We start from the raw sequence: 22,747 nt of genomic DNA on the forward strand, positions 1-22,747 counted from the left end.
TCAGGTCCCGCACGCGTCGCCGATCCGGCGCTGTCGGGTCGGCCAGGGATCTTGTTCGCGGCGGCGCGATCCGGTGCGATCCGGTGCGATCGGTGCGACGGAGACGGTCCTCGGTCTGCTCAGGGCGCTCTCGTCCGGATGGTGGACGAGAAAAAGCATACGTACATCTTGTATCTATGCTGTACGCATGCCATCCGCCGCCCAGCTCACGACCCCGACCACCGCGACCACGACGATCGGCACGACCGGCACGGCGCCGGAGACGCCGCCCGGCGCCAAGCAGCCGCCGGCCGCCGACCGGGTCTACGACCACGTGAAGAAGGGCGTGCTGGAGCGGCGGTACGAGGGCGGGACGCTCCTCACCGAGGGGGAACTGGCCGAGGCGGTCGGGGTGTCGCGGACACCCGTCAGGGAAGCGCTGCTGCGGCTGGAGGTCGAGGGGCTCATCCGGCTGTACCCGAAGAAGGGCGCCCTGGTCCTGCCGGTCTCCGCGCAGGAGATCGCCGACGTCGTCGAGACCCGGCAGCTCGTGGAGGCGCACGCCGCACGCAAGGCGGTGCCGGCCTCACCGCGGCTGATCGCGCGCCTGGAAGAGCTGCTGGAGCAGCAGAAGCGGCAGGCGGCGGCCGGCGAGTTCGCGGAGGCGGCGATCACCGACCGGTGCTTCCACGCCGAGATCGTGCGCAGCGGCGGCAACGAGATCCTCTCCCGGCTCTACGACCAGCTCCGCGACCGCCAGCTGAGGATGGGCGTCGCCGTGATGCACGCGCACCCGGACCGCATCGCGAAGACCCTCACCGAGCACGCGGAGCTGCTGACGGCTCTGCGTTCCGGGGACGCGGACGGCGCCGTGGCGCTGGTGCACCGGCACGTGAGCTGGTTCTCGAACCTCGCCCGGGGCGAGGAGCGATGACCGCCGCCTCTTCCTCGTCCTCCTCGTCGTCGTCCCTCCCCCCGTCCTCCGGCCCGTCCGGAGGCATGGGCCTGCACGGTGACCCGCGCGGCGGCCGGCGGGCCGTCGTGATGTGGTCCATCGGGGTCGCCGTCTACTTCGTCGCCGTCACCTTCCGCACCTCGCTCGGCGTCGCGGGACTGGATGCCGCCGCCCGCTTCCACGTCAGCGCCTCGGCCCTGTCCACGTTCTCGATCCTCCAGCTGCTCGTCTATGCGGGGATGCAGATCCCCGTCGGCCTGCTGGTGGACCGGCTGGGCACCAAGAAGGTGCTGGGCATCGGCGCCGTGCTGTTCACCGCCGGGCAGCTCGCGTTCGCGCTCGCTCCCTCCTACGGGATGGCGCTGGCGGCGCGGACGCTGCTGGGCTGCGGGGACGCCATGACGTTCATCAGCGTGCTGCGGCTCGGCACCCGCTGGTTCCCGGCCCGGCGCGGCCCGCTGATCGCGCAGCTCGCGGGCCTGGTGGGCATGGCGGGCAACCTCGTCTCGACGCTGCTGCTCGCCCGGCTGCTGCACTCGGTCGGCTGGACCGCGGCGTTCGCCGGCAGCTCGCTCGCGGGCGTGGTCGTCCTCGTCCTGCTGGTGCTGTTCCTCAAGGACCATCCGGAGGGGTACGAGCCCGCGCCGGCGCTCCACCGGGGTGCCGCGTACGTGCGCCGGCAGATAGCGGCCGCCTGGCGGGAGCCGGGCACCCGGCTGGGGATGTGGGTGCACTTCACCACGCAGTTCCCGGCGATGTTCTTCCTGCTGCTGTGGGGGCTGCCGTTCCTCGTGCAGGCACAGGGGCTGTCCGCGGCCGGCGCGGGCGACCTGCTCACGCTGGTCGTCCTCTCCAACATGGTCGTCGGCCTTGTCTACGGCCAGGTCGTGGCCCGGCACCACGCGGCGCGGCTGCCGCTGGCGCTCGGCACGGTCGGCGCGACGGCGCTGGTGTGGGGGCTCACGCTCGGATACCCGGGGGAGCGGGTGCCGATCGGCGTGCTCGTGGTGCTCTGCACGGTGCTGGGCGCCTGCGGGCCGGCGTCCATGCTCGGCTTCGACTTCGCCCGCCCGGCCAACCCGCCCGAGCGGCAGGGCACCGCCTCCGGCATCGTCAACATGGGCGGTTTCACGGCCTCCATGACGACCCTGCTCGCCGTCGGGGTGCTGCTGGACGCGACCGGCGACGACTACCGCGCCGCGTTCTCCGTGATCTTCGTCCTGGAGGCGCTGGGCATGACGCAGATCCTGCGGCTGCGCGGCCGGGTGGCCCGTATCGAGCGGGAACGGCTGGTGGTCAGCCGGGTGGAGGCGTGGCGCAAGCCCGTGCATCGGTGAGGGCCTCGGGGCCCGTCCCGGTCGCGGCTCCTGTCGTGGCCCCGCTAGCGTCCCGGTCACGGCCCGAGTCATGGCTCCGGTCGCGGCGCGGTCACGGTGACGTCAGGGCGCGGGTGGTGTCGCGGGGCCTGCCCCGGGTCACCCGGGGCGCCTGGCCCCGCCGTTCAGGTGGTGATGGTGAAGTGGGAGAGGATGGCCTTCGCCAGCCCCTGATCGCCTTCTGCCTTGATGTGCTCCTCGGCCGCTTCGAGCGTGATGCGGCCGCAGGCCAGCCGCACGTACGTCTCCCAGTCCGTGCTGACGGTGGCGAGCGGACCGAGTGACGGGGCGCCGTCGATGCTGCCCTTGCCGTCGGCGTCGATGCGGACGGTGCGCAGGAACTCGACGGGGCCGTGCACGTCGAAGACGAAGGCGGAGTTCGCCGGGGCGCCGGACCGCTTGGCGATGACCCGCGGGAGCGCCTCCAGGAGCATGTCGCGGACGACGAGGGCGCCGGGGGAGTCGAGGTTGCCCGGCTTGTCGAGGGCCATGCGCAGGTCCTGCTCGTGCACCCAGATGTCGAACGCCCGCCGGCGCATGGACGTCTCCAGCGTCAGCTCCGAGCCCAGCGGGCCCCGCACGGTGTCGCCGGGCTGCCGGTTCTCGTTCCGCAGCTGCCGCTGGCGGCGGATGATGGTGTACTCCAGCTCGGCGGTCATCTCCGGCGCGGTGTGGTGCCGGCGCACGTCGACCTGCATCTCCATGTACCGCTGGTGGTCCGTCTTCACGTGGTACAGGTCGCGCGGCAGCGTGTGGATCGGCCGGGGGTCCCCCAGCTGCTCGCAGTCGAGGCCGATGACGTGCGAGACGATGTCCCGCACGGACCACCCCGGGCAGGGTGTGGCCTTGCTCCACTCCCCTTCGTCGAGTGGCTGCACCAGCTCGGCTATCGACTCCACGGAGTGGGTCCAGGCGTCGGCATAGGTCTGAAGGCTGGGATGGAGACTCACGGGACCCCTCGGGCGGTTGGTGCGTACGGCTGCGTGGCGGTGCGGACTGGTCGGGTACTGGTCGGGTACGGGACTTGACGGACTGCGAGCTGCGGTGGCGTCGGCAGGCAGGCGAGGGCCGGGGTTCTCGGGGATCCCCCCGGATCCCCCCGGAAAGGCACAGTACGCTGCCCGGAGCTGGACCGGCAGTCCTTTCGTGACGATGGTAGGCCGGTTCGGACGGCTGACGAGCCAGGACGGTGGTAGTGTGCGCGCCTCTCTGATCCAGATCGCCGTGAGCGACGACGAACCGGTCGCGACCCGACGGCGGCGCGCGGCGTCCCTCGTCGCCGACGCGGCCCGCGACTCCGGCGCCGACTTGGTCGTCCTGCCCGAGCTGTGGACGGTCGGGGCGTTCGCGTACGAGTCGTTCGCGAGCGGTGCGGAGCCGCTGCGCGGGCCGACGTACGAGATCATGGCGAAGGCGGCGAGCGACGCGGGCGTGTGGCTGCACGCGGGGTCCGTTCCGGAACGGGGCCCGGCCGGCGACGGCGAGGGTGGGCCCGGGCCTGGGCCTGGTTCCGGTTCCGGTTCCGGGGAGGGTTCCCCGGGATCCGGTGAAGGCACCCTCTACAACACCTCCCTCGTCTTCTCCCCCGACGGCGAACTCGCCGCGTCCTACCGGAAGATCCACCGGTTCGGCTTCGACAAGGGCGAGGCGGTGCTCATGGGCGCCGGTTCCGAGCTGGTCACGGTCCGCCTGCCGGAGGCCACCGTGGGCATGGCCACCTGCTACGACCTGCGGTTCCCGGAGATGTTCCGGAGCCTGGTCGACGAGGGCGCCGAGGTGCTGGTGGTCCCCGCGGGCTGGCCGGAACGGCGCCGCGCGCACTGGACCGTGCTCGCCCAGGCGCGTGCGGTGGAGAACCAGTCGTACGTCCTGGCCTGCGGCACCGCCGGCACCCACGCGGGCGTCCCGCAGGCCGGGCACAGCATCGCCGTGGACCCCTGGGGCGAGGTGCTGGGGGAGGCGGGCGCCGGGGAGGAGATCCTGACGGTCGACCTGGACCCGGCCAGGGTCGGGAGCGCCCGGGAGCGGTTCCCGGTCCTCAAGGACCGGGTGTTCGACGTGGGGTTGCCGCGTCGCTGAGGCTTGGCCTTCGATGCCGGGCCGTCAGACGGCCGCCGTCCCGAGGCAGGGCCGCCCTGAACCCGCCGCGCGCGCCCGGCGCAGGTGCGTCGGCCACCCGAACGGGACCCCGTTCGGGTGGCCGGGCACCTGGGACGCTCCTGCGGACGGCCCTGGTCGCTGTGCTCCTCAGTCGCTGTGCTCCTCAGTCGTCGTGCTGCTCCTCGGCCAGGTGGATCACGCACACGGTGACCGCGATCATGAGCGCCGGGTCCGCGTCTTCGCGCACGATCTCCACGCCGTACGTCTCGCGGACGTGGAGCCAGTGGCGGGAGATGTGGGCGACCATGTTGTCGTCGTGGTCGATGACGAACTCGCGGTCCAGGATCTTGCCGCTGACGTCCAGTTCGGAACCGTCCGTCAGCTCCACGCGGTAGTGGTTGCGCAGCAGCGAGAGGTGCTTGCGCCGTACCGTGGCGAGCTTGCCGTTCCCGTCCTCGATGACCATCGTGTCGCGCAGCGAGAACATCTTCTTCTTGATGACGATCAGTACGTTGCCCTGCCGGTCCTTCAGCTCGAAGGTGTCCCGCAGGCGCAGTGCCTTGCCGTCGACGAGGAAGACCTTGGAGCCGTGCTCGTCCTCGATCCAGTAGTCCTCGCCGATCCCGAAGATCCGGTCCCGCACCTGGAATTTCATACCGTTACCCGTTCCCCTGCCGCCTGTCCGAAACGCCGGCGGTATGCCGACGGGCTGAGCCCCGTCTCCCTGCGCAGCCGCTCCCTCAGATTGGCCGCGGTGCCCAGGCCGCTCAGCCGGGCCACGGTATCGAGCCGGTCCTCGCCGCGCTCGATGAGGCGGCAGGCGTAGCGGACGCGCTCGCCGGTCAGCCAGGCCAGCGGGGTGGTGCCGAGCTGGGCGCGGAAGCGGCGGTGCAGGGTGGCGGTGCTCACGGCGGCGCGCTCGGCGAGGCCCGCCACGGTCAGCGGGTCCCCGATGCGCTCCTGGGCCCACGCCAGCAGCGGGGCGAGGGACTCGTCGGCGATCTGTGGCATCGGCCGCTCCACGAACTGCCGCTGGCCGCCGTCCCGGTGCGCGGCGAACACCAGCCGCCTGCTGACCGCGTTCGCGATCTCGGCGCCGTGGTCCCGGCGCACCAGGTGCAGCCCGAGGTCGAGCGCGGAGGCGCTGCCGGACGCGGTGAGGATGTCGCCGTCGTCGACGAAGAGGACGTCCGGTTCGAGACGCACCCGCGGGAAACGGGCGCGGAACGAGTCCGCCCACATCCAGTGGCACGCGGCCCTGCGCCCGTCCAGCAGGCCCGCCTCGGCGAGCGTGAACGCGCCGCTGCAGAACCCGACCAGCCGCGCCCCGCGGGCGCCCGCGCGGCGGATCGCGGCCAGCACCTCGGGGGTGCGGGGGGTGTCGGTGTCCGGGCGGTTCGGCACGATCACGGTGTCCGCGTCCTCGGTGGCCTCCAGGCCCGCGACGCCGGTGAGCGCGAAGAAGCCGTCCCGCATCCGGACGGTGGGCTCGGTCGCGCAGAGCCGGAAGTCGTACAGCGGCCGGCCCAGCTCCGGCCTGCGCAGGCCGAAGACCTCCGTGGCGCAGCCCAGCTCGAAGGGGTTGGAGTTGTCGTCGACGAGCACGACGACGCGGTGCGGGGTGCCGGGGGTGGCGGGGGTGCCGGGGGCGGTTGCGGTGGCTCCGGCGGTGCCGCGGGCTTCCGTCCCCGGGTCCGTGCCGGCACCTGCGTGCGAGAAATCTTGCGGCATATGCGATTTCTAGCACTCGCAGGGCGGGGAGGCCACGGCGGACGATCGCTGCATGACCACCGAATCCGGCCGGCCGGCCGCCGCGCAGGCCCCCGCCCCCGCCGCGCAGGCCCCCGCCCCCTCCTCCCTCCCCGTCCTGCTCTCCACCGCGCTGACCACGTTCGACGACCTCTGGAGCCCGCGGATCGTCACCCGCGTCAACGACTACGACGTCCGGATCGCCAAGGTCGAGGGCGAGCACGTGTGGCACGTGCACGACTCCACCGACGAGTTCTTCCTGGTCCTGGACGGCGAGCTGGCCATCGCCCTGCGCGAGGAGTCCGGCGAGCGCACGGTCACCCTCCCCAAGGGCGCCGTGTTCACCGTCCCGCGCGGCACCGAGCACAAGCCCCTCGCGCCCGGCGGCGCCTCGATCCTGCTGCTGGAGCCCACCGGCACCTCGACGGTCGGCGACCGCCACGACCCCGTTCCCGCCCATGTGGACGCCACCACGGGCCACGCCCTGGACGAGCGCTAGCACCCGTCGACCCGTCCACCAGTCCCCCCGTCCACCAGTCCCCCCGTCCACCCGTCCACCCGTCCACCCGTCCGCCCGTCCGCCCGTCCGCAGCGGAGGGCCGTGGGGGGGCGTGGACATACGTTCTCTCCATCACCCAATGGGGTAATCCGACAATTTCGTCCCGTCTGTGCCGTCATGCTCTGAGAGGGTGCGCGGCGCACTGGCGCACCCGCCGGAAAGAGACGATTCCTGGGCATGGGTGGGTGGGGCATGACGCATGCGACCGATGGAGACCGGGGCCTCGACGAGCGGGTGGTGCTGGTGGCCGCGGGCCTCGCCGATCTGGCCGTGAGCACGGCCGGCTCGGCGGTGGGCACCCTGCGCGGGCTGCTGCGCCGCTCGGACACGGCCGACCTGGCACGCGACGCCGAGCTGGACCTTCAGGCGCGGGGCCGCCTCGCGCTGGACCGCTGCGGGAGCCGGCCGCCCGCCCACCTGGAGGTGCTCGCCCGGCACAAGCTGCGCCAGGCCGGCGACGGCGCCGATGACTGACCGGGCGGCCCCGGGGCTCGACCGCCCGGACCCGTCACGCGACCACCGCGAAACCACAGAACCCACACCCGCCCCCGCCCCCTGGCATCCGGCCCCCGACCGCCCGGACCCCGCCGACCCCGGCCACTGGAGTACCGCCGTCTTCCGAGCCCGCATCGACGCCGTCCTGCGGGACTTCCTGGGCGGCGAGGCGGACCGGCTCGCCGCCGTCGACGACGACCTCGCACCCGTGGCCGAGCGGCTGCGGGGCGCCGCGGGCCACGGCAAGCGGCTGCGGTCGGCCTTCTGCTACTGGGGCTGGCGGGCGGCCGGGCAACCCGACAACGACGCCCTCGTGCGCGCCGCGGCCGCCATGGAACTCGTGCACGCCGCGGCGATCGTCCACGACGACCTCATCGACGACAGCCCGCTGCGGCACGGGCAGCCCACCGTCCACCTCGCCTTCGAGAAGGACCTGCACGGACGCCCCCGGGCCCGCGCCGCCGCCAGGTCCCTGGCGATGCTGGTCGGCGACCACCTGATGGCGCTCGCCGGCCACCTCTTCGCCACGAGCGGCCTGCCCGCCGCCTACCTCGCGCGGGCCCGGGGCCTGTGGGGCGACCTCGCCCGCGACCTGATCGCCGGCGAGTGCCTGGAGATCCTGCGCACCGGCGGCCGCCCGGACACCGAGGCGTCCTTGCAGGTCATCCGCTACAAGACCGCCAAGTACACCGTCGAGCAACCGCTCCTCATGGGCGCCCTGCTCGGCGGCGCCGGGCCCACCCTGCGGGAGTGCCTGTCCGCCTACGGACTGCCCCTGGGCGAGGCCTTCCAGCTCCGGGACGACCTGCTCGGACTGTTCGGCGACCCCGAGCGGACGGGCAAGGCCGGACTGGACGACCTGTCCGCCCAGCGGCCCACCGCCCTGCTCGCCGAGACCTGGAAGGCCGCCGACGCCGCACAGCGCGAAGAACTCGGCCGGCTGCTCGGGCGGAGCGACCTGGAGGAGGCCCACCTGCACCGGGTGCGCTACCTGATGCTCCGGCTGAAGGCGCCGGAACGGATCGAGCACATGATCCGCACCCGCGTGGAAGAGGCCACGCGCGCGTTGGACGACGCCGACGTCCCCGCCCCGGCCCGGCGGACCCTGGCCGACCTCGCCCTCCGTGCCACCGCCCGCAGCAACTGACCGCGGCCCGACCGCGGCAACCGACCGCAGGAGACGACGATGCCCCGCACCGACACACCGACGGACGACCTGCGGCTGAGCGGCGACGAGCTGGCCGACTCCGTGGTCGCCACCCTCTTCGAACGCGGCGAGGTCGGCACGTTCAACACGCTCATGCGCTTCGTGACCACCGCGGGGCAGGACCTCCCCGAGGGCCTGCCCGACGTGGCGCGCGAGTACCTCCGCGAGACCAGCGCGCCGCCGTCCTGGGTGGACTGGAACGAGATGGAGAAGGCCCGGCTGTTCTTCATCGACAACAACGTGCACATCTCCACCGCGCTGTCGTTCGCGTCGATGCCCGCCTGCTACCTCGTCCCGCACGTGGCGAAGCTGCTGTCGGCGACCCACGGCCTCAGCTACCCCTCCAGGCGGATGGCGGAGACCGGCCAGTTCACCGTCCACCTCATGCAGCCCGACGCGTTCGAGGCCGGCGGACGCTTCCTGCCGGCCGCGCAGAAGGTGCGCCTGCTGCACGCCGCCATCCGCCACCACCTGATCCGGGAGGACCGCTGGGACACCGCGGCGCTCGGCGTGCCGATCTGCCAGGAGGACATGATCGGCGGGCAGATGTTCTTCTCGATCCTCGTCCTGGACAGCCTGCACCGCCTCGGCATCCACATGACCACCGACGGGGCGGAGTCCTACTACTACGCCTGGCGCGTGGTCGGCGCCATCCTCGGCGTCGACCAGGACGCCGTCCCCAGGACGCTCGCGGAGGCCCGCCGCTTCCTCGACCTCTACATGCTCCGCCACATGGGCCCCTCCGACGAGGGCGCGCACCTCACCAGGCAGCTCATCGACCTGTACGAGGAGGTGGTCCCCGGCACCTTCTTCGACCCGATCGTCTCCGCCCTGATCCGCCACCTCGTCGGCGACACCTGCGCGGACTGGCTCCGCGTCCCCCGCACCGCCTGGGACACGGTGGTCAAGGCCGTCCCCCGCCTGCTCGGCGTCCTGGAGACGATCGAGGACCGCTCCCCGCTGGGCGCCTGGGCCCTGGACCGCCTCGGCCACCTCACCACGGTCCTCGAACTGTCCTCCCTCACCCGCGGCCGCGTCATGCACTACGCCATCCCGGAGGAGCTGAAGAAGGACTACGGCGTGACGAACACGGTCCCGCGCGCGAAGCGCTGGACGCCGCCGCCGGCGACGGTTTCCTGAGAGGTACCGGGTGCGGCCCCCGGGGCACCCGTGCGGCCATCCGCCGCCCGAGGGGCACCCGGGGCACCCGGGCCGTCCGGGGCGGGTGCCCAGGGAGGGTGACCCCGGGGAATACTCACCCACAGTGATGGCATTCTGGGACGTATGAGCCACTCCGCCTCCGCCGCAGACTCCGCCTCCGCCCCCGCCCCCCGGCGCGCCCGCGTGAGGGCGCCCGAGCTGGTCGGCAAGGGCGGCTGGCTGAACACCGGTGGCAAGGAGCTGAAGCTGGCCGACTTCCGAGGCCGCACATTGATCTTGGATTTTTGGACGTTCTGCTGCATCAACTGCCTCCACGTCCTCGACGAGCTCCGCGAGCTGGAGGAGAAGCACCGGGACACGGTGGTGATCGTCGGCGTGCACTCGCCGAAGTTCGTGCACGAGGCGGAGCACCAGGCCGTGGTGGACGCGGTGGAGCGGTACGGCGTGGAGCACCCGGTGCTCGACGATCCGGAGCTCGCGACCTGGAAGCAGTACGCCGTGCGGGCCTGGCCGACGCTCGTCGTGATCGACCCCGAGGGCTACGTGGTCGCCCAGCACGCCGGCGAGGGGCACGCGCACGCCATCGAGCGGCTGGTGGCGGAGCTGGAGGAGGAGCACGACGCCAAGGGGACGCTGCGGCGTGGCGACGGCCCCTATGTGGCGCCCGAGCCGGTGGCCACGCACCTCCGGTTCCCCGGCAAGGCGCTGCTGCTGCCGTCGGGGAATCTGCTGGTGTCGGACACCACCCGGCACCAGCTCGTGGAGCTCGCCGACGACGGTGAGAGCGTGGTGCGGCGGATCGGCACCGGCCACCGCGGGTTCCTGGACGGGTCGGCCGACGGTGCGGCCTTCAACGAGCCGCAGGGCCTCGCGCTGCTCGACGAGGGGACGGTCGTCGTCGCCGACACCGTGAACCACGCGCTGCGCGCGCTCGACCTCGCCACCGGCGCCGTCACCACCCTCGCGGGCACCGGCCGGCAGTGGATGCAGGGCTCGCCCACCAGCGGCCCGGCGTGCGAGGTGGCGCTCTCCTCGCCGTGGGACGTCGCCCTCTTCGGCGGCAAGGTGTGGATCGCCATGGCCGGCGTCCACCAGCTCTGGACGTACGACCCGGCGGACCGCACCGTGGCCGTCGCCGCCGGCACCACGAACGAGGGGCTCGTCGACGGGCCCGGCGCCGAGGCCTGGTTCGCGCAGCCCTCGGGGCTCGCGGCGGCCGGGGACCGGCTCTGGCTGGCCGACTCCGAGACCTCGGCGCTGCGCTGGGTGGACGCGGACGGCGCCGTGCACACCGCCGTCGGCACCGGCCTCTTCGACTTCGGGCACCGCGACGGGCCCGCCGGCCAGGCGCTGTTCCAGCACCCGCTGGGCGTGACCGCCCTGCCGGACGGCTCGGTCGCCGTCAGCGACACGTACAACCACGCCCTGCGCCGCTACGACCCGGCCACCGGCGAGGTCAGCACGCTCGCGACCGACCTGCGGGAGCCCTCCGGCGCCGTGGTCGACGGCGGCGAGATCGTGGTCGTGGAGTCGGCCCGGCACCGGCTGACCCGGCTCCGGCTGCCGGACGAGGCCGTGCGCGTCACGCCCGTCGCGCACCGCACGCAGCGCGCCGCGACCGAGGTGGCCCCCGGCGACCTCCGGCTCGACGTGATCTTCCAGGCCCCGGCGGGCCAGAAGCTGGACGAGCGCTACGGCCCGGCGACCCGCCTGCTGGTCTCCTCGACCCCGCCCGAGCTGCTGCTCGACGGCGCCGGTCCGGACAGCGCCCTGACCCGGGCCCTCGCGCTCAACCCCGACGTCACGGAAGGCGTCCTGCACATCTCCGCGATGGCCGCGTCCTGCGACGACTCCCCCGACACGGAGTTCCCCGCCTGCCATGTCCACCAGCAGGACTGGGGCGTTCCGGTGCGCGTGGCCGCGGGTGGAGCGGCGCGGTTGCCGCTGGTGCTGGCGGGCATGGACGCGGTCGAGGAGTAGGGCGGCCCGGAGGTCACCGGTTCGGGTGTGATGGGCGACATCAAGTGATGCAGTAACGACTTTGCGTTATGTCCGTTCCGTTAGGCTGGTCCACATGAGTGAGCTTGACGAGTACCGTCGCATCATGGACCAGCGCATGAGCGCTCTTGAGGCGGAGATGGACGCCCTGCGCGACCAGATCACCACGACGCGGGCGGTCGTCGCCATAAACGATCGCGATGTCTCGGAGTTCAAGACCGAGTTGAGGGCTCACCGGCAGACTCTCCAGGCGCTGCGGGAGACGCAGTTGGAGCAGCAGCAGGAGATCGGCCGACTCCGGACCGAGGTCCGTTCGGGCTTCGCCGAAGTACAGTCCACCTTCGCGACGGTCCTCGCCGGCATCCAGGCCATCGCCACCCGCCTTCCCGAGGACCCCGCCGCGGGCCCGGAGGTCCCGGCCGCCAGGTAACCCCCTCGGCGGGCCGGTGCGGCTGCCCATGCCCCGTGGGCCGTATCCCGTGGGGCACACGGCCCATGGCCCGTTGGCCATGGCCCGGTCCTATCGTTTATTGGCCCGCCCGGCGTTGCGAGGCTCCCCGGCCAGGACACAGGGTGGTGCCATGAGCGAGAACACGATGCGTGCCCTCAGCCAGGACGCCTATGGAGGGCCCGAGGTCCTCAGGGAGGTCCGGGTTCCGCGGCCCGAGCCCATCGGCAACGAGATCCTCGTCGCCGTCCACGCCGCCGGGCTGAACCCCACCGACTTCAAACACCGCGCTCGCGAGATGGAACTGGGCGAGCCGCCGCTCACGCTGGGCTGGGACGTGTCGGGTGTCGTCGAGGCGGTCGGCGTCGGCGTCACGCTGCACCAGCCGGGCGACGAGGTGTTCGGGATGCTGCCCTACCCGAAGGGGCACGGCGCGCACGCCGAGTACGTGACCGCTCCCGCCCGCGCCTTCGTGCCCAAGCCGGCCGCGCTCGGCCATGTGGAGGCCGCCGCGCTCCCCCTGGCGGCGATGACCGCGTGGCAGGCGCTCGTCGATGTGGCTGACGTGCGGCCGGGGCAGCGGGTGCTGGTGCAGGCGGCGGCCGGCGGGGTGGGACACCTCGCCGTGCAGATCGCCAAGGCGCGCGGTGCGTACGTCATCGGCACGGCGTCCGCCGCCAAGCACGACCTGGTACGGAGCCTGGGCGCCGACGAGGTCGTCGACTACCGCACCCAGGACTTCGTCGCCGAGGCCCGCGAGATGGACATGGTCCTCGACCCGCTTCTCGGCCAGGACCGGCTGCGTTCGCTCGAAACCCTGAAGCCGGGCGGCCTGCTGGTGTCGATCCTGCCCGCCCAGTTCGCCGAGGTTCAGGCGCGGGCGGCCGAGTTGGGGGTGCGGGCGACCGCCCTTCTGGTCGAGTACGACCACGCGGGCATGGAGGGCGTCGCCGCGCTGGTGGAGTCCGGGCAGTTGCGCCCGCATGTCTCCGGTACGTATCCGCTGGCCGAGGCCGCGAAGGCGCACGCGGAGGGTGAGACGGGCCGGGTCACGGGGAAGCTGGTGCTGACGGTGCGCTCCTGAAGCGCCTTCAGGACGGCCGGGGGCCGGCTGCCCCGCCCGGCACCCGGCCCGCCCCGCCCGGCATCGTGTGTGGTCCGTGTAGGGGATGACTCGTGTGGCGCGTCCTACTCGTAGCCGCCGTACGTCCCATCCGGGTGATGGTGGTGGTGCCGTTCCTCCTCCACCACCGGTGCGTTGGGCACGACGACACGGCGCCGCCTGGCGATGCTGCTGAAGGTGGCGATTCCGATCAGGCCGACGGCCATGAAGATCACGCCGACGAGATCGAGGTTGACGCCCTTCATGTGCCAGTTGGTGGCGAAGGTGAGAATCGCGCCCACGGCGATCAGGATGATGCATCCGCCGAGACCCATGATTCGCTCCCTCCTGTCCTTCCGCTGGGAAGTTGGCTCCTGGAGCCGGGACGGGAGACTCGATGCCGCCCCACCCCGGCCGGTGACCCCGGGTCAGGACGGGTGCCCCGCCCGGCACGTGAGTCCGGATGAGTTCCACTGGAGTGCCACGTGGTTCATCCGGACCGACGTCCAGGTACCCCCGGTGCCGGCAGGCATGCCGCACGAAAGGGGAAACAACGGTCCATGGGGCCGGGGTGGCGCCGGGGTCGCGCCCGCTCAGCCCTCCAGGAACGCCTTGAGCGCTCCCGCCAGCAGGAACGGGTCCTCCGCGGAGCACAGTTCGCGGGCGCTGTGCATGGAGAGGATGGCCACACCCACGTCGACGGTCTTGATGCCGTGCCGGGCGGCGGTGATCGGGCCGATCGTGGTGCCGCAGGGCATCGCGTTGTTGGACACGAACGACTGGAACGGCACGCCCGCCTTCTCGCAGGCCGCGGCGAACACGGCACGCCCGCTGCCGTCCGTGGCGTAGCGGTTGTTCACGTTGACCTTGAGGATCGGGCCGCCGCCCGCCATCGGGTGGTGCGTCGGGTCGTGCCGCTCCGGGTAGTTGGGGTGCACCGCGTGGCCCGTGTCGGAGGAGAGGCAGACGCTGCCGGCCAGCGCCCGCGCGCGGTCCTCGAACGTTCCCCCGCGGGCGAAGACGGAGCGCTCCAGCACCGAGCCGAGCAGCGGGCCGTCGGCGCCGGTGTCGGACTGCGAGCCGTTCTCCTCGTGGTCGAACGCGGCCAGGACCGGGATGTGCGGCAGCTCCAGCGCGTGCGGCGGCTCGGAGCCGCCCGCGCCACTGCCGTCGCCCGCCGTCACGGCGGCCAGCGCGGCCGTGGCCGAGTGCACCGAGAGCAGGTCGTCCATGCGCGGCCCGGCGACCAGCTCGCCGTCCCGCCCCAGGTAGGACGGGGCCTCCACGGAGTGCGCCATCAGGTCCCAGCCGGTGACCTCGCCCGCCGGCAGGCCGCACTCCTCCTCCAGGAATGCGATCAGGTCGCCCTCGTGGGCCTGGCCGAGGCCCCACACCGGCTGGAGGTGCCGCTGCTTGTCGAGCTTCAGGCCCTCCGTGTTCGCGCCCCGGTCCAGGTGGATGGCGAGCTGCGGCACCCGCATCAGCGGCCGGTCGACGTTGACGAGCCGGGAGCTGCCGTCCCGCAGCGTGAGCCGGCCGGCGAGGCCGAGGTCGCGGTCCAGCCAGGAGTTGAGCAGCGGCCCGCCGTAGATCTCCACCGCCACCTGCCGCCAGCCGTGCGCCCCGGTGTCCGGCAGCGGCTTGACCCGCAGGTTGGGGGAGTCGGTGTGAGCGCCGACGATCCGGAAAGGGGTGTGCGCCTCAGCGTTCGCCGGCACGTACCAGGCCACCAGGGCCCCGCCGCGCAGTACGTACTTGCCGCCCGTCGAGCCGTCCCAGGCGTCGGTCTCCGCGACCTGCCGGAATCCCGCCTTCTCCAGCCGCTCGGCCGCGTTCGCCACCGCGTGGTACGGCGAGGGGCTGGTGGACAGGAACGACATGAGGTCGTCTGTGTGTCCGCGGTCGAAGCCGAGGGACGCGCGCGGAACGCCCCTCGGCGGGGTGGCGGACGACGGACGGGCGCTAGTGCTCATGGGTTCACCTTAACGACGCCGGAGGGCCCGTTCCCGGGGTTGCGGAACGGGCCCTCGAACGGGGGTGGGAAACGGGCCGTTTCCCCAGGGTGCGGGCCTCTGGGGGATCGGCCCGCGGGTGCGGGGCGCGGGTGCGGGGCGCGGGGGCAGGGGGTCCGTGTGGCGGTGTCTGCCTGGCGGTCTGCCTGGTGGTCCGTGCCGGCCGGTGTCGCGGGTCGGCTTCGGGGGTCGGTGTCGCGGGTCGGCCGGCTGGCGCTTCGGGGCGGTGTGCGGGTCTCGACGCTCTTCGGTGAACCTGCCGGACTGCTCCCGGTCACGTGCCCGTGCCGCCGGTGAACGTGCCCGTGCCGGCTAGGTCGTGTCCGGCGGATCTTCGTGGGCCCGCGACTCCCCCACTGCCTGAAGGGCGTGGGTGGGGGTACCTCCCACGCCGGTTCAGGGCAGTGGGGGAGTGCCCCCAGCACCGCACCTCGCCGCGTTGTCGGAGTCATCCGGGTACGCCCAGTACGAGGATGATCCTCCGCCTTGCGATGCACGGCACCAGACGCCGCAGGCTGATCCACGAAGATCCGCCGGACACGACCTAGAAGGCCGTCTCGTCCAGCTCCATCAGGTCCAGGCCCACCGACTCGGCGATGCCCCGCTGCACGGCCACGCCCGGCAGGACGTTCTGCGCGAAGAACTTCGCCGCGGCGATCTTGCCCTGGTAGAACGCGACGTCCTTGGCGGTCAGGCCCTGCCCGTCGGAGAGCTTCTCCGTGGCCACCGCCGCGCCGCGCAGCAGCAGGTAGCCGGTGATCACGTCGCCGGACGACAGCAGCAGGCGGGTGGTGTTGAGGCCGACGCGGTAGATGCTCTTGACGTCGTTCTCCGTGGCGGCGAGGTCGGTGAGCATCGCGCCGACGATCGCCTCCAGCTCGACGGCCGCCTTGGCCAGCTCCTCGCGTGCCGAGGCCAGCTCCTCGCCGCCGCTGCCGACCGCGAGGAACTTCTTGATCTCCTCGGCGAGCGAGTTCAGCGCCTGGCCCTGGTTGCGGACGATCTTCCGGAAGAAGTAGTCCTGGCCCTGGATGGCGGTCGTGCCCTCGTAGAGGGTGTCGATCTTGGCGTCCCGGATGTACTGCTCGATCGGGTACTCCTGGAGGTAGCCCGAGCCGCCGAAGATCTGGAGCGACTGCGCGAGCTGCTCGTAGGCCCGCTCCGAGCCGTAGCCCTTGACGACCGGGAGCAGCAGGTCGTTCAGCGCGTGCGCCTGCGCGGTGTCCTCGCCGCGGGCCTCCTTGACGGCGATCTCGTCCTGCACGGATGCCGTGTACAGCACCAGCGCCCGCATGCCCTCGGCGTACGCCTTCTGCGTCATCAGCGAACGGCGGACGTCGGGGTGGTGCGTGATGGAGACCTTGGGCGCCGTCTTGTCCATGAACTGGGCGAGGTCCGGGCCCTGCACGCGCTCCCTGGCGTACTCCAGCGCGTTGAGGTAGCCGGAGGAGAGGGTGGAGATGGCCTTGGTGCCGACCATCATCCGGGCGAACTCGATGATCCGGAACATCTGCCGGATGCCGTCGTGCCGGTCGCCGATCAGCCAGCCCTTGGCCGGGTGGCGGTCGCCGAAGGTGAGCTCGCAGGTGTTGGAGACCTTCAGGCCCATCTTGTGCTCGACGTTGGTGGCGTAGACGCCGTTGCGCTCGCCCAGCTCGCCGGTCTCCGGGTCGAACTCGTACTTGGGCACCAGGAAGAGGGAGAGGCCCTTGGTGCCGGGTCCCGCGCCCTCGGGGCGGGCGAGGACGTAGTGGAGGATGTTCTCCTCCAGGTCGTGCTCGCCGGAGGTGATGAAGCGCTTGACGCCCTCGATGTGCCAGGAGCCGTCGTCCTGCGGGACGGCCCTGGTGCGGCCGGCGCCGACGTCGGAGCCGGCGTCCGGCTCGGTGAGCACCATCGTGGACGCCCAGCGCTTGTCGACGGCGACCTGCGCTATGTGCTTCTGCTGCTCGGTACCCTCCTCGAAGAGGATGCGGCAGAAGGCCGGGCCCGAGGCGTACATCCACAGCGCCGGGTTGGCGCCGAGCACCATCTCCGCGTACGACCAGATCAGGGACGGGGGCGTGTTGGTGCCGCCGATCTCCTCGGGGATGCCGAGGCGCCAGTACTCCGAGTCCATGAAGGTGCGGTAGCCCTTCTTGAACGACTCGGGGAGGGGGGCCGTGCTGGTCTCGGGGTCGAAGACCGGGGGCGTGCGGTCGGCTTCGGCGTAGGACTCCGCGAGGTCGCGCTCGGCGAGGCGGCTGACCTCGGAGAGGATGCTCCTGGCGGTGTCGGTGTCCATCTCCGCGAACGGGCCGGTGCCATACAGCTTGTCCCGGCCGAGCACCTCGAAGAGGTTGAACTCGACGTCGCGAAGATTCGACTTGTAGTGGCCCATGGCTACGGCTCCGGAGGCGGGTCGGAGGGGTGGGTACCTCGTGGTTCGTGCGGGGGCGCCACGGTGTGGGCGCGGATGACCGGCTTGTCTACCAGTCGGTAGCAGTCATCATGCTACCCGTGGGTAATAAAAACAACCCCTTCCTGGGGTTTTGTGGCTGGGGACACGGGGCTGTGGGGGCGCGCTGTTTGATTCTGTCTTGTTGGCGGTGCGCCTGCGTCGTGCGCCTGAGCGGTTGCGCCTTCGTCATGCGTCTTCGCGGTGCGCATGCGTCTGCCGGTTCCTCGTGGGGCGCCTTCCGTGTCGTTCAGGGCGGGGCCCCGGGGGGATGTACTCCCCCAGCGCCTCAAGGGCCTGGGAGGTGCCCCCACGGTCCGGCGCCCCACTGTTGTCCGGACGGGTTCTGTGGGCCTGGCGCCGGCCTCCCCCAGTGCCTTGAGGGCCTGGGAGGTACCCCCAGCGCGCACATCCCCCCCTTGTCCCCTCCTGTCTCGTACGCGGCTGCGGGCCGGTGGGGGCGGGTGTGGAAGGCCCGTCTGTGGGGGGTGTCTTGTCTCCGGCGGTCCGCTGCGTGGGTGGGCGGGGACGCGGCAGCGCGAGGGGGCACGTGCGTGGTCGGCTGAGCGTACGGCGGCCGGGTGGAAGTGGGGCCGGGGCTGAGGAGAGGTAAGGGTCAGCCGTACATGCGGCGCATGGCGAAGTCGACCATTTCCTCTACCGCCTTGGCGTCGAAGACCATGCGGTGGTCGCCCTCCATGTCCAGGACGAATCCGTAGCCGGTGGGGAGCAGGTCGATCACCTCGGCGCCGGTGATGACGAAGTACTTCGAGTCCTTGCCGGCGTAGCGGCGCAGCTCCTTGAGGGAGGTGAACATCGGGATCACCGGCTGCTGGGTGTTGTGCAGGGCCAGGAAGCCCGGGGTGTCGCCGCGCGGGCAGTACACCTTGGACGTGGCGAAGATCGACTGGAAGTCCTCGGACGCCATCGAGCCGGTGGTGAAGGCGCGTACGGCGTCGGCCAGGGAGGGCGGCGAGGGCTCCGGGTACAGCGGAGGCGGCGGCTGTCCGTAGTCGCCGGGCATCTGGTGCGGCGGCTGGTGAGCGTACTGCTGGCCCTGGGCCGCCTGCTGGTCGTAGCCGTACATGCCCGCAAGCGTACCCAGGGCGGGGGGCCGCCGGGGGGCGATACCCGGTCGGATCCGTCGCAGTTCCGCGCGCCCCTGTAGCGGGCGCTTGCGCGCCCCCTTCCCGTGGGCACAGGGCGAAAGGCCAGGTCAAGGCGTGTGGGAATGCCGGGTGCTGGCAGAAAGTTCTACGTTCAACTAAACTCCGAGCAGAAGGAGGTACGACCATGCCTGCTGTGACCGTCGAGAACCCTCTGACCCTCCCGCGCGTGGCACCCCCGGCCGACGCCACCCCCCGCCCCGTGCTGGCGGTGAGCACGGCCCCCAGCGGGTTCGAGGGCGAGGGCTTCCCCGTGCGCCGTGCCTTCGCGGGGATCAACTACCGGCACCTCGACCCGTTCATCATGATGGATCAGATGGGCGAGGTGGAGTACGCGCCGGGCGAGCCCAAGGGCACCCCGTGGCATCCGCACCGCGGCTTCGAGACCGTCACGTACATCATCGACGGGATCTTCAACCACCAGGACTCCAACGGTGGCGGCGGCACCATCACCAACGGCGACACCCAGTGGATGACCGCGGGCAGCGGCCTGCTCCACATCGAGGCGCCGCCCGAGGAGCTGGTCGTCTCCGGCGGCCTCTTCCACGGGCTCCAGCTCTGGGTCAACCTTCCGGCCGCGGACAAGATGAAGGACCCGCGGTACCAGGACATCCGCGGCGGCCAGGTGCGGCTGCTGACCACCCCGGACGGCGGCAGCCTGCTGCGCGTCATCGCCGGCTCGCTCGACGGGCACGAGGGCCCCGGGATCACCCACACGCCGATCACGATGGTGCACGCCAGCATCCGGCCCGGCGCCGAGGTCACCCTGCCCTGGCGCGCCGACTTCAACGGGCTCGCGTACGTCCTCGCCGGCCACGGCAGCGCCGGCACCGACCGCAGGCCCGTGCACACCGGGCAGACCGCGGTGTTCGGCACCGGCTCCTCGCTGACCGTGCGGGCCGACGAGAAGCAGGACTCCAGCGCGCCCGACCTGGAGGTGGTCCTCCTCGGCGGGCTGCCGATCCGGGAGCCGATGGTGCACTACGGGCCGTTCGTGATGAACACCAAGGAGGAGTTGCAGCAGGCCTTCGAGGACTTCCAGAAGGGGCGGCTCGGCACCGTCCCGGTGCCCCACACCTGAGCCGGGTTCCCGGATCCCGTCCCACCCCGGATTCGGGCCCACCCCGGATGCGGTCTCGCACCTGACCCGGTCCCGCGTCTGGCTCTGCCGGCCGACCGCGTCGGGTGGTTCGGGGTGCGGTGGTCGCGGCAGGCCCCGCCGGTCGTCCTAAGAGCAGCGGGCCCCTACGGGGCCCGTTCTCATGTGCGGGCCCCCTCCCCGCCCCGTACCAGCCACGCCGTCATGGCGAGGACCAGGACCGCCGCCGCGGCGTGCGTCGCGGCCAGGAGCTGGTCGCCCGTGGCCAGCGTCAGTTCCGCCTCGCCGGCGCGGATCCGGGTGACCGTGTCCGGTGCGAAGAGGGCCAGCAGGATCAGCAGGAACGCCGCCGCCGGCCGTGAGCGGTCCACCGCGGCGAGCTGGGTCAGGCGCAGCATGAGCGGCACCAGGGCCCAGGTCCAGTAGAACGTCCACGCCACCGGCAGTACGAGCAGCATCAGGGTGGCGGGGACCGTGATGCCGAGAAGTTCCTCGCCGTGCCGCCGGCACCGCCTGGCGAGCAGCAGCCCGGCGGCCAGGACCGCCACCGCGGCCAGCAGGTACGGCAGGGTCGTGCCCTGGGTGCCGTGCACCGCGCGGACCAGCAGGCTCCTTATCGTCTCGCTGTCCGCGGTCTGGGGTGCCCCTATGCGGTCGCTGGCGAAGACGTAGCGGGTCCAGTAGTCGGCGGAGTCGCCCGGCAGGACCAGCCAGCCGACCGCGGCCGTCGCCACGAAGGTGCCCGCCGCGACCAGCGCCGGGACCCGCCGCCCGGTGCACAGGTAGTAGACGGCGAAGATGCCCGGGATCAGCTTCAGTCCCGCCATCAGCCCTATGCCGACGCCCTTGGCGCGGGAGCCGTCCGGCCGGGTCAGGTCCCAGGCCGTCACGGCGAGGATGAGGAACGTGACCTGGCCCAGCATCAGGCTGGTGCGCCCCGGGAACAGCCAGACGAACGCGGCGCTGAACGCGATCACGGCCCGGTGCCGCACCCGTGGCGCCGGCCACCCGGCGTGGCCGAGGAACGCGCCCACCGCCGCGTGCAGCAGCGCCGTCGACGCGCACAGCACCAGGACCGCGCAGAGCGCCTTGCCGGGCAGCGCGAGCGGGGCGAGGAGCAGCGCGGCGAACGGCGGATAGGTGAAGTCGATGTCGTTCCGGTAGAGGGGTGCTCCGTGGAGTACCTGGGCGGCGCCCTGCCGGTAGACGGAGAGGTCGAACTGCCAGGCGTCCGCCGTCCGGTAGGCCAGGTACACGAGAGTGCTGAGCACGGCCGTCGAGAGCGCGTAGCACGCTCCCCGGTACGCCGGGTGCGGGGCTGCGGCGGACAGGGCTCCGGGCGCGCCGTCGGGTGTCTCGCCGGTGCTGGCTGTGCGGATCGGCACTGTGCGTCCCCCCGTGGCCGGACGTGCTCGACGGCGCTCTCCCCCACCCCAGGGCGTCACGCCCCGTGGGGGAGCAGATTCGCAGCGTGCCCGGATGTCCGCTATATCGGGATGATGTGATTCATGACACATTCTGTCGGGGGTGGGGGCGGCGGGCGCTGCCCGTGCGCGGGGTGCGGGCCGGGGCCGGCGTGGCGGGCTTCACCCCCGTGGGCCCGGCCCGGATGACGGCGGACCGGGTGCGTGATCGGCTGTCAGGGTGCAGCCCGTGCCGCCCCTGCTCCCGGAACCGGTCCGGCGCACCGCGGCCTGGTGTGTCGTCGTCCTGCTGGTCACCGGGGTCGCCGCGGTCGGCGTCTGGCTCTGCATCGTGTTGCAGACCGCGGTCACGCCGGTGCTGCTCGCGCTGCTCGGCACGGCGCTGCTGAGGCCGCTGTACCGGCGGCTGGTGCGGGCGCACGTCAACCGTTCGCTCGCCGCCGGGCTGACCTGTGTCGCCGTGGTCGGCGTCGTCGGCGGCGCGGTCTACGTCGTGGTGGCCTCGCTGGTCGACAACGGGCACCAGATCACCACCTCGCTCAAGCACGCCGGCAACTCCGTGGCCCGGCACTTCGGCGCCGCGGGCACCTCCCTGGACGACGTGGCCGCGAACGCCGGGAAGCTGCTGTCGAAGTTCGGCGCGACGGCCGCGTCGGGGGTGATCAGCGGGCTGAGCGTGGTGGCGGAGTGGATCGCCACCGGGATCCTCGCGCTGCTGCTGGTCTTCTTCTTCCTGCGGGACGGCGGCCGTGCGCTGCGCGCGCTGCGGGTGCTGGCGCCGGGCGACAGCGGTGCGGTGCTGGAGGCGGTGGCGCGGCGCGCGTTCGGGGCCGTGGAGGGCTTCATGCGGGGCACCACCCTGATCGCGCTGATCGACGCGGTGCTGATCGCCGTGGGGCTGGTCATCCTGCGGGTGCCGGGTGCGGTGGGGCTGGGTGCGCTGGTCTTCGTGGGCGCCTACATCCCCTACCTGGGGGCGGTGATCTCGGGGGCGGTGGCGGTGATGGTCGCGCTCGCGGACCGCGGTTTCGCGATCGCCCTGTGGGCGCTGGGGGTCGTGCTCGCCGTGCAGGTCATCGAGGGGCACGTGCTCCAGCCGGTCATCCAGAGCCGGACGGTGCAGATGCATCCGGCGGCGGTGCTGCTTGCGCTTACGGCCGGGGCTTCGGTGGCCGGGATCCTCGGGCTGCTGCTGGCGGTGCCGTTGACGGCGGCGGCGTTCGGGGTGCTGGCGGAGTTGCGTGACCGGTACGAGTAGCGGCTGTCGCCGCTGTGTGCCGGGTCCTTGGTTTCCCCGTTTCCTTTGGCTGGGGCGTGCCGGGCTTTTTGGACCTGCGGTCCTTTGCGGTTTCGGGTGGGGCTTCCGGTTCGTTGCGGTCTGCGGGTTCGTCGTGGCTGGTCGCGCAGTTCCCCGCGCCCCTTTTTGGACCTGCGGCCCCTTTTCGGCCTGCGGCCTTGGCCTCGGTCCGTTCTGGTCATT

20 protein-coding genes are annotated in these 22,747 nt (G+C 72.3%); 12 read left to right on the top strand and 8 right to left on the bottom strand.

Features of this window, described 5'->3' with window-relative positions; translation table 11 throughout:
* Window positions 1–187: 187 nt before the first annotated feature.
* Together Sm713_RS28660 and Sm713_RS28665 are read left to right on the top strand one after the other, a co-directional pair.
* Window positions 188–913 (top strand): GntR family transcriptional regulator, encoded by a 726-nt coding sequence (locus tag Sm713_RS28660; protein WP_212912906.1) that lies wholly within the window; start codon window positions 188–190, stop codon window positions 911–913.
* A gap of 65 nt (window positions 914–978) precedes the next feature.
* Window positions 979–2,271, top strand: coding sequence for a nitrate/nitrite transporter (locus tag Sm713_RS28665; RefSeq protein WP_249417026.1), 1,293 nt, complete (start codon window positions 979–981; stop codon window positions 2,269–2,271).
* 164 nt (window positions 2,272–2,435) lie between these two features.
* Here Sm713_RS28665 and Sm713_RS28670 read toward each other — a convergent pair whose 3' ends face one another.
* Window positions 2,436–3,260 carry a maleylpyruvate isomerase family mycothiol-dependent enzyme gene (locus Sm713_RS28670; RefSeq protein WP_212912908.1) on the bottom strand — a complete coding sequence of 275 codons (825 nt, stop codon included), beginning with the start codon at window positions 3,258–3,260 and terminating at the stop codon, window positions 2,436–2,438.
* Between the two features lie 247 nt (window positions 3,261–3,507).
* Between Sm713_RS28670 and Sm713_RS28675 the strand changes: the two genes are divergently transcribed.
* Entirely contained in the window at window positions 3,508–4,389 is an 882-nt protein-coding gene (locus Sm713_RS28675) for a carbon-nitrogen family hydrolase (protein ID WP_212912909.1), read from the top strand.
* Window positions 4,390–4,573: 184 nt separating this feature from the next.
* Here Sm713_RS28675 and Sm713_RS28680 read toward each other — a convergent pair whose 3' ends face one another.
* Window positions 4,574–5,065 (bottom strand): LURP-one-related/scramblase family protein, encoded by a 492-nt coding sequence (locus Sm713_RS28680; protein WP_212912910.1) that lies wholly within the window; start codon window positions 5,063–5,065, stop codon window positions 4,574–4,576.
* Window positions 5,062–6,141 (bottom strand): GlxA family transcriptional regulator, encoded by a 1,080-nt coding sequence (locus Sm713_RS28685; RefSeq protein WP_212912911.1) that lies wholly within the window; start codon window positions 6,139–6,141, stop codon window positions 5,062–5,064. The genes Sm713_RS28680 and Sm713_RS28685 overlap by 4 nt, the downstream gene beginning before the upstream one ends.
* A 52-nt stretch (window positions 6,142–6,193) precedes the next feature.
* Between Sm713_RS28685 and Sm713_RS28690 the strand changes: the two genes are divergently transcribed.
* The 7 genes from Sm713_RS28690 to Sm713_RS28720 all read left to right on the top strand — a co-directional run bounded on the left by Sm713_RS28690 (window position 6,194) and on the right by Sm713_RS28720 (window position 13,111).
* Window positions 6,194–6,658, top strand: coding sequence for a cupin domain-containing protein (locus Sm713_RS28690; protein WP_212912912.1), 465 nt, complete (start codon window positions 6,194–6,196; stop codon window positions 6,656–6,658).
* Window positions 6,659–6,910: 252 nt separating this feature from the next.
* Window positions 6,911–7,192 (top strand): polyprenyl synthetase, encoded by a 282-nt coding sequence (locus Sm713_RS28695; protein WP_212912913.1) that lies wholly within the window; start codon window positions 6,911–6,913, stop codon window positions 7,190–7,192.
* A complete protein-coding gene (locus Sm713_RS28700; RefSeq protein WP_212912914.1) occupies window positions 7,185–8,360 on the top strand; it encodes a polyprenyl synthetase family protein in 1,176 nt (391 codons plus the stop codon). The genes Sm713_RS28695 and Sm713_RS28700 overlap by 8 nt, the downstream gene beginning before the upstream one ends.
* 39 nt (window positions 8,361–8,399) lie before the next feature.
* Window positions 8,400–9,560: an oxygenase MpaB family protein gene (locus Sm713_RS28705; RefSeq protein WP_212912915.1), complete on the top strand. Its 1,161-nt coding sequence runs from the start codon at window positions 8,400–8,402 to the stop codon at window positions 9,558–9,560.
* A 144-nt stretch (window positions 9,561–9,704) separates the two neighbouring features.
* Window positions 9,705–11,561, top strand: coding sequence for an NHL domain-containing thioredoxin family protein (locus Sm713_RS28710; RefSeq protein ID WP_212912916.1), 1,857 nt, complete (start codon window positions 9,705–9,707; stop codon window positions 11,559–11,561).
* A gap of 94 nt (window positions 11,562–11,655) precedes the next feature.
* A complete protein-coding gene (locus Sm713_RS28715) occupies window positions 11,656–12,009 on the top strand; it encodes a hypothetical protein (RefSeq protein ID WP_212912917.1) in 354 nt (117 codons plus the stop codon).
* Between the two features lie 151 nt (window positions 12,010–12,160).
* Window positions 12,161–13,111: an NADP-dependent oxidoreductase gene (locus Sm713_RS28720; protein ID WP_249416753.1), complete on the top strand. Its 951-nt coding sequence runs from the start codon at window positions 12,161–12,163 to the stop codon at window positions 13,109–13,111.
* A 104-nt stretch (window positions 13,112–13,215) separates the two neighbouring features.
* On the opposite strand, the gene Sm713_RS28725 is transcribed toward Sm713_RS28720, so the two are convergent.
* The 4 genes from Sm713_RS28725 to Sm713_RS28740 form a co-directional block, all read right to left on the bottom strand.
* Window positions 13,216–13,464 (bottom strand): hypothetical protein, encoded by a 249-nt coding sequence (locus tag Sm713_RS28725; protein ID WP_212912918.1) that lies wholly within the window; start codon window positions 13,462–13,464, stop codon window positions 13,216–13,218.
* Window positions 13,465–13,722: 258 nt separating this feature from the next.
* Window positions 13,723–15,102, bottom strand: coding sequence for a M18 family aminopeptidase (locus Sm713_RS28730; RefSeq protein WP_212912919.1), 1,380 nt, complete (start codon window positions 15,100–15,102; stop codon window positions 13,723–13,725).
* A gap of 583 nt (window positions 15,103–15,685) precedes the next feature.
* Window positions 15,686–17,521 carry an acyl-CoA dehydrogenase gene (locus Sm713_RS28735; protein WP_212912920.1) on the bottom strand — a complete coding sequence of 612 codons (1,836 nt, stop codon included), beginning with the start codon at window positions 17,519–17,521 and terminating at the stop codon, window positions 15,686–15,688.
* A gap of 673 nt (window positions 17,522–18,194) precedes the next feature.
* Entirely contained in the window at window positions 18,195–18,665 is a 471-nt protein-coding gene (locus Sm713_RS28740; protein ID WP_212912921.1) for an SseB family protein, read from the bottom strand.
* Window positions 18,666–18,871: 206 nt separating this feature from the next.
* On the opposite strand from Sm713_RS28740, the gene Sm713_RS28745 reads away from it, so the two are divergent.
* On the top strand, window positions 18,872–19,825 hold the full coding sequence (locus Sm713_RS28745) for a pirin family protein (RefSeq protein WP_212912922.1): 954 nt from the start codon (window positions 18,872–18,874) through the stop codon (window positions 19,823–19,825).
* A gap of 179 nt (window positions 19,826–20,004) precedes the next feature.
* Here the strand turns inward: Sm713_RS28745 and Sm713_RS28750 are convergent, their stop codons facing one another.
* A complete protein-coding gene (locus Sm713_RS28750; protein ID WP_212912923.1) occupies window positions 20,005–21,228 on the bottom strand; it encodes a glycosyltransferase 87 family protein in 1,224 nt (407 codons plus the stop codon).
* A 259-nt stretch (window positions 21,229–21,487) separates the two neighbouring features.
* On the opposite strand from Sm713_RS28750, the gene Sm713_RS28755 reads away from it, so the two are divergent.
* On the top strand, window positions 21,488–22,525 hold the full coding sequence (locus Sm713_RS28755) for an AI-2E family transporter (protein ID WP_212912924.1): 1,038 nt from the start codon (window positions 21,488–21,490) through the stop codon (window positions 22,523–22,525).
* Window positions 22,526–22,747 lie beyond the last annotated feature (222 nt).

Origin of the sequence: Streptomyces sp. TS71-3, assembly GCF_018327685.1 — a bacterium.
Lineage (GTDB): Bacteria > Actinomycetota > Actinomycetes > Streptomycetales > Streptomycetaceae > Streptomyces.